We start from the raw sequence: 12,808 nt of genomic DNA, 5'->3' as shown, positions 1-12,808 counted from the left end.
TTTTAATCTTTATAATTGTTTCATAATTTCAAAATGCTTTATTTTTTATTGATTATAAAATCAATAAAAATGTTAATTTAAGAAATATAATTTAAATTATTCTTTATTTTGCTTATTATTTTTCTTTTCAATATAGGAATCGCTACTTTTATAAGAGGAACTAATAAATAAAAAGATTAAAGCAATTAAAGCCATTATAAATGTAATAAGAAAACAAATTACAACATAAGCGACTCAAGATAAAGTATCATTTAAATTTGAAATAATTTGATCATAGTGATCATTTATTCAATCAGGTAAATTATTATCATAAGCAACCGATAATAAATTAACATTAAGAATTTGTATAACTATTGAATCTAAAGTTGAAATATCATCAACAGGATTTTCTGTTTGATCTTGATATTGAAAATAAACTTCATCATATTCTGGATATAAAAGTCCTCTAGTATCAGTTGGGTCTCCATTATAATAATCAGTAGCAAAAGTTCCATTATCCCTTTTTCATTGTATTTTTACATTTTGATTATATTCTTGATGATCATTTGCAACAAATCCGCGATCCATTCCTGAAAAATCAGTAGACATAAATAATTGATTGCTTTCTGTATCTTCATAAATAACATTAATTCAAAAACTATAAAATATAATGTTTTCTAATGGATTTCTATGATCAGTAGAAATATCATTTAAATGATATTCCAAAGTTCATGTACTTGGATCATCTTTTCTAATAGTAAGCGGAGTATTTAAAGGATCGTAATTTGGATCATCTGGATTAATAAGATCATTACTATCTCAAATTGGATTAAATTCAAAATCCCCTCCTTTTACTAAATCAACAACATTTAATACACCAACAAGATAAGATATTTGAATTCCGACAACTTCATAAGATCGCCCGTTTCCATAAGGGTTATCAATATTTGGATCTTCTCATGTTGTTGGATCACTTGAAAAATAAATATCAGCAGAATAATTACCTAAATTTGAAACATTAATATTATTAACAGAAGAATCATAAGTTACATTTTTTTCTACATAATCTTCAATTTCTGATGGATTTCCTGAAGTAAATTCACTTCAGCCAATCGGTTTTTCTACTTTTTGATCAAATTGAATTTGATAATTTATTCCTGGATGTTGTTGAGAATTTTCTGGAATATATTCTATTGGATTATATTTATTTAAAAAATCATAAATAAAACTATTATCTTGTGGTTTTAAAAAGAAAAACACTATTAATCAACAGATAAATAATCAAAAAAATAAGAAAAAGGCTCAAAGTACTCTTTTAAATCAATACATTTTAATCTCCTTTTAATTAATAATAAAAACTAGTAATAAAGCAATTATTAAAACAATAATAATTGTAATAAAAAAAAGCAAATAATTTAATAGTTTAATTTTCTTTGCTTTTTTCTTTGATTTTGATTGTAATTTTTGTTCCGGATTTATTTTATTTTTTTCTTGTGCAATTGTCCTAAATTTAAGAATATTTTTACTTTTGTGCAAATAATCATTAATTGCTTTAATTGTTTCTTGTGCTGTTTGATAGCGATTATAATAATCTTTTTCTAATAATTTTAAGATAATTTTTTCAAGTCCAGAATCTAAATTAGGATTTATTTTAGTCGGTGGTAATGGTTCATCATTTAATATTTTTTTTGCTGTATCTTCATGACTTGTACCTTTAAAAGGTAAGACACCAGTTGACATTCTATAAAGTAAAACACCAATTGAAAACATTTCTGAAGGTGGTGAAGATTTTTCTCCTTTAAATATTTCTGGAGCAAGATATTGAATTGTTCCGATTATACTTGCTTCTCTTGTTAATTCTTGATTAATTGATGTTTGGATAATTCCAAAATCCATTAATTTTAATTTATTATCAATTGTTATTGTAATATTTGCTGGTTTAAGATCACGATGCATAATTCCATTTTGATGAACATAATCTAATGCTTTTAAAATTTCAAGAGCAAAAGAAGCAACTTCCTCAGATGAAAGGTATTTTTTTTCTTTAATATATCTTTCCAAAGTTTTTCCATCTAAATATTCCATTACAATTACTCTACGATTATTTCAAATAAAATAATCATAAGTACTTACAATATTTTTATGATTTAAATTTAAAAGTGCGTTTGCTTCTAATTTAAATCTTTTATCCATATTTGAAAATTCATCTTTTTGATTTTGAATTTTTAAAGCTACATTTTTTTCACTAAATAAATCATAACCCAAATAAACTACAGCAGAAGCACCACGTCCAATTTCAGAAACAATTTTATATTTATCATTAATAACTATATTTGTCTTAAATTCCATATTCCACCAAGACGCAAGTCATATTATCATTCGAATAACTTTTTTTTGCTTTCTTAATGATCTTTTCAACTTTTTTTGCAACAGGATTTCTTAATTTTAAAATTTTCTTCAATTCTTGTTTTTTTACAAAATTATGAATTCCATCTGATGCAAGAATAAGAATTCCTTTTTTTTGTAATTTTGTAATAAAAATATCTAATCTTGATTCTTTTTTAGGACCAAGTGCAGAAGTTAAAAAATTTGTATATTTTCGATATTTTCGAAAATTACTATCTTTTTTAGCTAGCGTAGCTAAATTATGATCTTCAGAAATATCAATTAACTTCTTATTATAATAATGAGTGGCTCTTGTATCACCAATATTTAAAGTATATATCTTATTTTTATATATTAAATTAAAATTTATTGTTGTCCCCATTTCTAGTGGGGCGTTTTCTTTTTTTGTAAGATCAATTAATTTCAATTGAACTAATCTGATTTCTCTAATCATTAGATTAAAAATTTCATTATCATTCTTTTCTTTTAAATCTAAATTTTCAAAATCTTTTTCAATAAAATTTATTACTACTTCTGATGCTAATTTTCCCCCTTTATATCCTCCCATTCCATCTGCAATTGCTGCAACTATATAACTCTTATTTTTTGCTCAAAATACAGTAAAGTTGTCTTGGTTTTCAACCCTGACTCCCTTAATTGTACTTCCAGCAAAATTAAATTTCATTATTTATAAAAGTTCCTTTTTTAAAATTTCAATTATTTCTTTTGCACTTTCTTTAGGTTCTTTATTTACAACTCTATATTTAAATAAATCTTTTTCTTTAATTTCTGCTTTTGCAATTTCGATTCTTTTTCTAATTTCTTCCTCATTTTCAGTTTTTCTTAAAGACAAACGCTTTTCTAAATCACTAATTTTTGGAGGCAATAAGAAAATTGTAACAGCATCTGGATATTTTTTTATCACTTTTTTTGCGCCAATAAGTTCTATTTCTAATAAAACATTCTCACCTTTTTTTAAATATTTGTTTAAAAAATGATCAGGAGTACCATAATAATTATTTGAAAATATAACTCATTCTAAAAATTTATTTTTCTTAATTCATTTTTCAAATTTCTCTTTTGTTAAAAAATGATAATTTTTACCATTTAATTCACCTTTTCTTTTTGGGCGAGATGTTGCTGAAATTGAATAACGAAGATTAAACCTTTTATCATTAATAAATAATTTTTTAACAGTTTCTTTTCCAACACCACTAGGTCCAGTAAAAACAATTATTTTTCCGCGTTTTTTCATAGTTTTATTATATCTTTTTCAACAATTTTAGGGACAAATTCACTAATTGATTGATTATTTGAAATTAATTCTCTTATTTTAGTAGAAGAAGTTTTTTCATCTTCAAAACTAAAAAAATGAAATTTTAATTGACTATTATCTTCCAAATATTTATCAGCTAGAATTGATTCATAAGATGATAATTTTACTTCTCTGCTTCCTCTTATTACAACATTAATTTTATTTAATTTTGTAAATAATCCCGTTGTTTGTAAATTACTTTGTTTCACAACTATAATATTATCCTTATTCAATGATGAAATTGCTTTTTTTACAATTTTATATCTTTCTTCAAGATCAACAGAATAATTTTTACTTTCATTATTTGCAACAAACACATATAATGTTTTATAAATTTCTGCTGAAATTTCAATAAGTTCAATATGACCATTATGAATTGGATTAAAAGATGCAGGAAAAATTGCGATTTCTTGATTTTGAATATCAGTATTTTCTTTTTTCATATAATTAATTTATTTTTTTATAAAAATAATTTCTTTATTAACTCCTAATTTTTTATTAATAAATATATTATACAATTTAAGATTATCAATTTTGTAATCAATAGGTTTTTCTAAAATTATAATCCCATCCTTAGATAATAAATCATTTTCAAAAATTAACTTTAAACTAATATCATAATATTTTTCAGAAATAAATGGAGGATCCAAAAAAATAATTGTTGGTTTATAAGGAATTTTTTTAAGAGCCCTACGAAAATCTGTATGAAAAACTTGATAATTTTTTTGATCTAATTTTAAATTAAAAATGTTATTTTTAATTGCTTGATAAGATTTTAAATTATTATCAATTCAAATCACTTTTTTAGCACCTAATGATAATGATTCAAATCCTAATGCACCTGTTCCAGCAAAAAGATCCAAAACTAAATCTTCATTTTTAATTTTTATTAAATTAAAAATAATCTTTTTTGCAATCGCTTGTGTTGGCCGCATTTTTTGATTTTTTCCTACTATTAAATTTTTACTACGATATTTTCCAAAATTAATTTTCATATAAATATATAATAAATTAAAAGGTAGAAATTACAAATGAAGATAAAAATAAATCTAAACAAATATTTAGAATCAGAAAAATTTAATAATTTATTGGAAGTACAAAAAGATGTATTTTCAATTCTTGAAGTTAAAAATAATCTTTTTTGTCAATCTCCTACTGGGACAGGAAAAACGCTTGCTTATCTTTTACCAATTCTAAATCAAATAGAAATGGATAAAAAGGGAGTAGAGGCAATTATTCTTGTTCCAACTAATGAATTAATTCATCAATTGAAAAATCAATTATTAAAAATTAATAAATATCTTAATTTTTCTTATTTTGCAATTACAAAAAATCTTGATTATGATATAGAAAAAAATAAATATAATAAAGAAGCAAAAATAATAATTTCAACAATTGATAAAATTTCTAGTTTACAAAAAAAATCACCAATTAGCTATAAAAAACTAAAATATATTGTTGTTGATGAAGTAGATATGATTGATAATTTTAAACAATTAGAACAAATTAAAAAATTTGTTGATATTTTAAAAATTAAAAATAATGTTTCTTTTTCTTTTTTCTCTGCAACATTAGAAAAAAATTTGCAGAATAAAATTGAAAAACTTTTTAAAATTAAAGCAAAAGTAATTAATTTAAATAGTAAATTAGAAAAAAAGATTAATATTAATTTAATAAAAATCTTAAATAATGATCGACTAGAAACTTTAATTAATTTATTAAAAAGCAATCAATTTAATCCTTTTTTTGTAATTATCTTTGCAAATAAAAGCAAAGAAGTAAAAAAGATTTATGATTATTTAATTTCAAATAATTTTAAAGATATAAGATATTTTTCTGCTGATCTAAACATTAGAAAAAGAAAGCAAATTTTTACAGAAGTAAGAAATCAGAAAATAATTTACTTAGTAACAACTGATTTGTATGCAAGAGGATTAGATTTTAATAATGTTAGTCACATTATAAATTATGATCTTCCAGTTGATTTAAATTATTTTAAACATAGAATCGGAAGAACTAATCGATCCGAAGATTTAAAAGGAAAAATTTATCTTTTATATAATCAAAATGATCAAGAAAAAATAAAAATAATTAAAAATAAAAATAAAAATTTAACATTTAAAAATTTAATCTAAGTTTAAATCTAAATTTTGTGTTGTTAATTCTTTTACTAATTCTTGTTCTTTTAATTCATCTTCGTTTTTTTGAGTTTGCACTGATCAAGATACTTTACGATATCTTCTAATACTTAAATATAAGCTAATAAGTACCAATATTAAAATAATTATAATTACAATAAAAATTGCAAGAGATAATTGATATGCAATATTATTACTAATTACTTCTTTTGAAGTTTGCATAGATAAGAAAAGATTTGAAGTAGTAGGTGATGCAAAAGTTGCTTCTTCTCCATTTCCTAATTGTCCAGTTTGATTATATCCTCAAGTATATAAATTTTGATTTTGTTGATTGTTTTCAATTAAAATATCAGTACTATGACTTCCTGTAGAAATATTTTTAATTTGATATCCATTATAATTTTCAATTAAAAAACTGTTTATTTCTATTGGTTCATTAATTTGACCGACATTATTTCCACCCAAACTATTATGAGCATTTAAACCTCATCCTTCAATTACAATTCTTTCAACATTAAATTTTTCATCTATTAATGTTCCTTCTTCTAGAATTAAATAAGATTGTTCATATCCAAAATCAGATAAAAGCAATTGATTTGTATTTGAATCAAAAAGCGGATCGCCTTTATCTCCTATTATAAAATTTTGTTCTTGATCAAATATTGCTGTTGGTTGATCTATATTTTTATCATCAATATTTATTAATTGTTTTCTATTATTATTTCCTCATCCGACAAGATAAGTTTGATCATTTTCTATAAATTCTGTATACATTCCTTGATGATTATTACCATCAATAAAAATTATTTCCTGTGCTTTTTCCCTTGCAAAAAAAGGTATTTCAGTTGGAACAGGATTTTTACCATCATAATTTGAAGAATTTAAACCTAATTGTCCATTTTTATTTGAACCCAAACTATAAATTGTTTGATATTCATTTTCATTACTATTTTGTACTAATAAATATAAAGCATCATTTTCTGCATAAATTGAATTTACATAAAGATTCTCATTTGTTTTACCATTTATATATTTAGAAACAGTGGGATTTTTATGAATTTTATTGTCACTATATCCTAATCCCAATTGTCCATAATCATTTTTACCTCAACTATATAAATATTGTTTATCACCTGTTTTTTCATCAAGTAAAAGATAAGCATTATCATCTGTAAGTTCAATATCTGCAATTTTTAAATTACTTGGAATATCAATAATAATTGGACTATTTTTACTATTTAAAGATAAATCTTGCTTAGTAAGTAAACCATTAATATTTGAGCCATAAATATAAAGATGGTAATTTTGTTCTTGATCAACAAAAGTTAAAATTGTATTGTATTTTGTTGATTTTAAGTCTTCTATTCTTCCTTTTTGCTCTTTAATATAATTTACTTCTGTAGGGATATAATAATAATTTCTCTTATTTATATTTTCATTTTGAATATTATCAGATTTTGAATATGAATTTATATAAGGAAGTCCTAATTGGTAATTACTATTATCTCCTCACATATACAAATGATCATATCCGTTCTGATCTGTTGTAACTGCTGCAGCTTCTCCTTCATCAAATTGATATCCTTTTTTAATATTTTGATCAGTAATAACATTTGTTTTATTACTATCTTCTAAATTATATTGTTGATTTTTTTGATTATTTGATATTTGGAGATAAATTATTGCTTGTCCCGAAAATAAAAATAATGATGATAAAAATATATTTCTAAATTTTTTTTTCACTATAAATTAATCCCTTACTTTTAATAAAAAAAGAAAATGATACTTTATGTTTCATTTTCTAAATCTAATGATAATTATACAAAATTTATTATTTATTGATTAACTTTTTTGATTCAAGATATTAAATATAACTTTTTCTGATTGATTTGTAATTATTTTTTTATCATTATAATTAATTAATTTTACAGGATAGACTCTTTTAAATGATTTTCCATAAAGTAATAATTCTGTATCTTCAAAATTAAAAGTTTGATAAATTTGATGTTCATTTATTTTTTTTAGATAATGGGTAGTTAATTCAAATTCTTCTTGATCTAAAAGATTATGAATTAAAAAATTATCAAAATCAATGAACATTTTTTCTCGTAAAAGATTTACATTTTCAACAGAAATTGTAAAAAAAGTTTTATATTGCTCTTGTTGAGAAATTAATTTCTCAAGTAAATCTAAATCTAAACTTTTATCAATAAGTGATAATTTAAATCATTTATCAAAATCATCTAATACAATATTTAAATATTTTTTTTCTTCTGGTAAATCTAAGCAATTATCAAAAGTTAAAAGCTTAATAAAAAGATAAATTAATCTTTGCTCAATTTTAGAAGAAAGATTATCAAAAGTAAAAATAATTAAATTATTTTTTTCTAATAAATCTAAAATACTATTTCTTTTTTCACCATTTTTTAAAGATAAAGCAAATTGTTTTACAATTAAATAATTTTCATTATCCTTTTTCAAATTTAATTTATTTATAAAATTTTCAAAAATAATTTTTTGGTAATTATTATCAATTATATTTTGTAATTGAAATAAATTAAGTAATGAATTTCAGTCTGAAGCAATAAAATTATTAAATTTTTCAATAATATTGCTATCACCATTTAAATATTTTTCTCTTATTAAATCTAAAAAAGTTGAAAAATATTCTTTTTCAAAAATTAAATTATTTCCTTTTTTTTCAAAAATAATTTTTTGTTGATTTTCTTTTTCAATTAAATCATAATATTGATTGTAAATATCATTTAAATAAAAATTATCATTAATTAAACTTAATTTATCCAAAATTTCTTTCAAAATAATTAAATAATGATTAAATTTAAGATTTTGATCTTTGATAGAAATTTTTACTAAGTTTAAAAGAAAATTTTTAATAATTACAAAACCATCTTGCTTTAATATTGCTTTATTTATAATGTTTATAAAAGAGATTTGTTTTACATCTTCAATTCATAGAAAGAAATTATCAAGCAAATATCTCTCTTCTTTATTTGTAATATCAAAAAGAAAAGCTTTTTCTTTTCTTCCTAATTTTTTAAAATTAAAAAATGGACTGTCTTTTTCTAATAATTTTTCTTTTAAATTAATTTCTTTTAATTGTCCTAATAAAAAAGAATTTAAGTTATTTTTGAAAAAATTAAAATATTGATTTTTAAGATCAAAAAAAACAAATTTATGGAAAGTTTGATTAAAATTTTTTAAGTATTGATTAAATAAACTTAAGTAAAAATTTTTTATTGTGTTACTTTTACCAGAATCTTTTTTACCTATTAATAAATTATTAAAGGAAAAGAAATTTAAATTTAAATCAATTTGGTTTTTTGTATCTAAAGTCTTTGCAATATTTTTTATTTTTAAATTATTATCAGAGAAATCTTGATCAAATATTTTTAATTCTTTTATTGAAATTAATGAAACTTTTTGATTTAAAGAAGGAATAAAAGTTTCATTTTTAATAAGTTGATTATTTAAAATTCTTCCAATATAATATCCATGATATAAATAATTATTTTGCTCTTCCGATCTTTGAAAAATCTTATAAATAAATATTTGATTATTAAATAATAATTTAATAAAACGATCTATTTTTGGTGCAAAAAAAAGTTGATCAGATCCAATTATATAATCTCTTTCCAAAATTTTCTCTTTTTTGCTTTTAACAATAACTTCATTTCCTTTTGTAAAACTAATTACACCAAAAAAGTAATTATCTAAATTATTCATTTTTCTTGTTTTTCCCTTTTTTTGTTGAATTTTTTCTATTTGTTTTTGTCTTTTTTTGCTCTTTTTCTACTAAATTACTGATATCTTTTTTGCTTCTTAAAAAAGAAATTTTTGAATATAAGATTTCTTCTAAATTATTCAAATAATCACTTTTTGTATAATCAATAAATTTAAATAAAAAAGTATTTTGAAATTGTAAAAATTGATATATTATCTCTTGTTCTTTATTTTTTTGATCAACAAGTAATAATATTTTTATTGATTTATTATCCTTTAAATCTAGAAGTAAATTATTTAAATATTGATCCGAAAAATCATAACCAAATACAACAAGGACAGAATTTTTTTCATTTATTTTATTTGTAAATATTCTTAATTGATCAAAAGCAAAAAAAGGCAAATAATTTTTCTTAAATTCCTTCGGTAATTTGATTTCTTTTGGATCTTCAATATCACCAAATATTTTATAAAGATTAATTTTTTTAATAAGCTCATCTTGCTCTTTTTTATTAAAATTATATTTTTTTAATAAAAACCGACTTGGAGTAAATAAATTTTCAAAAAAATTACTAAAATCTATTGTTAAAATATTAACTTCATTTTGAAAACTATTTTCTAAATAATTATTGATAATTTTTAAAAAGGGATTATAAAGTTCTCTTATATTTGCTCTTTTATTATCAAAATCAAAATATTTCTTTTTTTTATTTAATTGCAATAATCCTTCTGTAAGATTAATATCAAACTCTGCTCCAATTTTTTTTGATAATTTATCTAAATTTTTAATTGTTGTTTTTTTTCTTTTATAAGCTTTTGTTTTTTTTAATTTTTGATAAAAATCTTCATAATCATATCCTTCTACTAATTTAAAAAAATCATTTCCAATTAAAAAACTTAAATTATAAGAATAAAGTTTGTCTACACCAAAGTATTTTTCTACTGTTTGAAAAAGCAGCTCTTCGTTATAAATATCTTCATTCTTATTTAATTCTAAATTATTGTTTTCTGCATTCATAATATTCACTTCCTTCTTAAAATCTTTTATAAATTTTTAATTTAATAAAAGATCAATTTCTTCTTTTCATCTTTTGAAATCATCTTTTCCATAAGGAGTTTCTAGTGCTTTTGGAAGATTAATTATTTTTGGATGAAAAATAATTTTTTTTAGATTGCTTAATCCTATATATCCTTTTCCGATGTTTTGATGACGATCTTTATTTGAACCTAGGGGATTTTTGGAATCATTGATATGTAATCCTTTTAAATATTTAAGACCTATTTTTTGATCAAATTCATCAAGAACTTTATTAAAATTATTTAAATCATAACCTCCATCTCATATATGACAAGTGTCAATTACTACACCGATTCTTTCTTTATCTTTTATATTTGTAATTATTTCGCTTATTTCTGAAAAATTAGCACCGATGTAATTTCCTTTTTTCATCATTGTTTCAATGCAAATAATTGTATGATCATCTTTTGTATTTTCAATTAAATAATTAATTCCTTCAGCACATTTTAAGATTCCTAGTTTTTTATCCTTTGCTGAACCTGGATGAAAATTAAATAATTTCAAGCCCATTTTCTCCATTAATTTTAAATCACTTAAATAAGACTGCTTTGTAAGATTAAATGTTATCTGATCTTTTTCAATATTTGCAATATTACCAACCAAAGGGGAATGAACAATAATATTTTCAATATTAAAATTATTTGCTTTTGCTAATTTTTTTGCTTCTTTTAGTTTTTCTTGATCTAATAATAATGTTTTCTTATATGCACGAGAATTTGAAATATAAAAAGCCCCTGAAGTTGCATTTATTCTTAATAAATCACGAATTGAACCTAATAATTGATCTTCTTTTTTAAAGGAGATATGAGCACCAATAAGTGGTTTCTTTTCTACTTTCATAAAAATATTATAACTATTTTACAAATTTAAAATCTTAAATTTAATTATCAAATTTTTTCAAGATCAATTGTTTGTTCTGGCTTAGGACCAACAGAAAATTGAGCAATTCGAATTTCTCCATATTTTTCAATTGCTTTTAAATATTTTTTAGCATTTTCTGGTAATGCATCAAAAGATTTTACATTTGTAATATCTTCATCTCAACCTTTTAAAGTAATATATTCAACTTTTACTCTTTCTAAATCTTTTAAGAGTGTAGGAATACAATCAATATTTTTGTTATCTAAACTATAATTAATTGCGATTTTTAATTCCTTAATTCCACTTAGAACATCAAATAATGTAAGTGAAATTTTTGTAATTCCATTTATCCTTTTTGCATATCTTATTAATACAGCATCAAATCAGCCAATTCTTCTTGCTCTTCCTGTTGTTGTCCCAAATTCATTTCCTTTTATTCTAATTTTGGCTGCTATCTTATCATTTATTTCTGTAAGAAAAACCCCATTCCCAACTCTTGTTGTATAGGATTTTGTAATTCCTAAAACTTCATTTATAAAATTTGCTGGAATTCCTGTATTTAAAGGAATTGAAGAAGCAGTAGGAGAAGAAGAGGTAACAAAAGGATATGTTCCGTGATCTAAACAAAGTTGAACTCCTTGTGCCCCTTCAAATAAAACTTTTTTATTATCTAAAATTGCATCATAAATAATTTTTGATGTATCTTTTATAAAAGGTTTAATTATTATTCTTGCTTCTAATAATTTTTGTAATAATTCATCAAAATCAATCTCTTTATTTATACCGAGACTTTTTAAGAAAAGATTTTTTCAAAAAATATTTTCCTTTAATTTTTCTTCTAAATATTTTTGATCGAATAAATCAATTACTCTAATTCCAATTCTTGTAACTTTATCTGTATAAGCAGGCCCAATCCCTTGTTTTGTTGTTCCTATTTTATTTTTTCCTTTTGCTTTTTCAAAAATTGCATCAATCTCTTTATGATAAGGAAAAACAAGATGGGCTCTTTCAGAGATTAAAAGATTTATATCTTTGATATTATTTTTTTTTAAATTATTAATTTCTTCTACAAGACCAAATAAATCAATTACGACACCATTTGCTAAAATATTGCAAACATTTTTATAAAATATACCAGAAGGGAGAAGATGTAATGCGAATCTTTTATTATCTAAAATAATTGAATGTCCTGCATTATTTCCTCCTTGATAACGAACAACAAAATCTGCTTTTTTTGCAAGATAATTTGTTATCTTACCTTTACCTTCATCTCCTCATTGTGTTCCGATAATTGCTAATGAATTTAATGTT

12 protein-coding genes are annotated in these 12,808 nt (G+C 21.7%); 1 reads left to right on the top strand and 11 read right to left on the bottom strand.

Annotation, left to right across the window (positions count from 1 at the left end):
- Window positions 1-96: 96 nt before the first annotated feature.
- The 6 genes from X271_RS01060 to X271_RS01035 all read right to left on the bottom strand — a co-directional run bounded on the left by X271_RS01060 (window position 97) and on the right by X271_RS01035 (window position 4,674).
- Window positions 97-1,239, bottom strand: coding sequence for a hypothetical protein (locus X271_RS01060; RefSeq protein ID WP_128824166.1), 1,143 nt, complete (start codon window positions 1,237-1,239; stop codon window positions 97-99).
- Window positions 1,240-1,320: 81 nt separating this feature from the next.
- A complete protein-coding gene (locus X271_RS01055; protein ID WP_025208620.1) occupies window positions 1,321-2,328 on the bottom strand; it encodes a serine/threonine-protein kinase in 1,008 nt (335 codons plus the stop codon).
- Window positions 2,318-3,049: a PP2C family protein-serine/threonine phosphatase gene (locus X271_RS01050; RefSeq protein ID WP_025208619.1), complete on the bottom strand. Its 732-nt coding sequence runs from the start codon at window positions 3,047-3,049 to the stop codon at window positions 2,318-2,320. Before X271_RS01050 ends, X271_RS01055 begins: the two co-directional genes overlap by 11 nt.
- A 3-nt stretch (window positions 3,050-3,052) precedes the next feature.
- Window positions 3,053-3,619, bottom strand: a complete 567-nt coding sequence (gene gmk / locus X271_RS01045) for a guanylate kinase (protein ID WP_025208618.1) — start codon at window positions 3,617-3,619, stop codon at window positions 3,053-3,055.
- On the bottom strand, window positions 3,598-4,122 hold the full coding sequence (locus X271_RS01040) for an adenylyltransferase/cytidyltransferase family protein (RefSeq protein WP_025208617.1): 525 nt from the start codon (window positions 4,120-4,122) through the stop codon (window positions 3,598-3,600). The genes gmk and X271_RS01040 overlap by 22 nt, the downstream gene beginning before the upstream one ends.
- A 9-nt stretch (window positions 4,123-4,131) precedes the next feature.
- On the bottom strand, window positions 4,132-4,674 hold the full coding sequence (locus tag X271_RS01035; protein WP_025208616.1) for an RsmD family RNA methyltransferase: 543 nt from the start codon (window positions 4,672-4,674) through the stop codon (window positions 4,132-4,134).
- Between the two features lie 36 nt (window positions 4,675-4,710).
- Between X271_RS01035 and X271_RS01030 the strand changes: the two genes are divergently transcribed.
- Entirely contained in the window at window positions 4,711-5,814 is a 1,104-nt protein-coding gene (locus X271_RS01030; protein WP_025208615.1) for a DEAD/DEAH box helicase, read from the top strand.
- Here X271_RS01030 and X271_RS01025 read toward each other — a convergent pair.
- The 5 genes from X271_RS01025 to X271_RS03395 all read right to left on the bottom strand — a co-directional run bounded on the left by X271_RS01025 (window position 5,806) and on the right by X271_RS03395 (window position 12,786).
- The gene (locus X271_RS01025) at window positions 5,806-7,560 is read right to left on the bottom strand and encodes an RCC1 domain-containing protein (RefSeq protein WP_025208614.1); all 1,755 of its coding nucleotides are present in this window, start codon (window positions 7,558-7,560) and stop codon (window positions 5,806-5,808) included. The genes X271_RS01030 and X271_RS01025 overlap by 9 nt on opposite strands.
- Window positions 7,561-7,659: 99 nt before the next feature.
- A complete protein-coding gene (locus X271_RS01020) occupies window positions 7,660-9,561 on the bottom strand; it encodes a hypothetical protein (protein WP_025208613.1) in 1,902 nt (633 codons plus the stop codon).
- A complete protein-coding gene (locus X271_RS01015) occupies window positions 9,554-10,576 on the bottom strand; it encodes an SIR2 family protein (RefSeq protein ID WP_025208612.1) in 1,023 nt (340 codons plus the stop codon). The genes X271_RS01020 and X271_RS01015 overlap by 8 nt, the downstream gene beginning before the upstream one ends.
- A gap of 36 nt (window positions 10,577-10,612) precedes the next feature.
- The gene (locus X271_RS01010) at window positions 10,613-11,476 is read right to left on the bottom strand and encodes a deoxyribonuclease IV (protein WP_025208611.1); all 864 of its coding nucleotides are present in this window, start codon (window positions 11,474-11,476) and stop codon (window positions 10,613-10,615) included.
- Window positions 11,477-11,520: 44 nt separating this feature from the next.
- Window positions 11,521-12,786, bottom strand: a complete 1,266-nt coding sequence (locus tag X271_RS03395) for an adenylosuccinate synthase (RefSeq protein ID WP_420021768.1) — start codon at window positions 12,784-12,786, stop codon at window positions 11,521-11,523.
- Window positions 12,787-12,808 lie beyond the last annotated feature (22 nt).

Source organism: Candidatus Hepatoplasma crinochetorum Av (genome assembly GCF_000582535.1).
Taxonomy (GTDB): domain Bacteria; phylum Bacillota_I; class Bacilli_A; order Mycoplasmatales; family Hepatoplasmataceae; genus Hepatoplasma; species Hepatoplasma crinochetorum.
The sequence above is the reverse complement of the archived record's forward strand: the minus strand, read 5'-3'. Positions and strand labels throughout refer to the sequence as shown.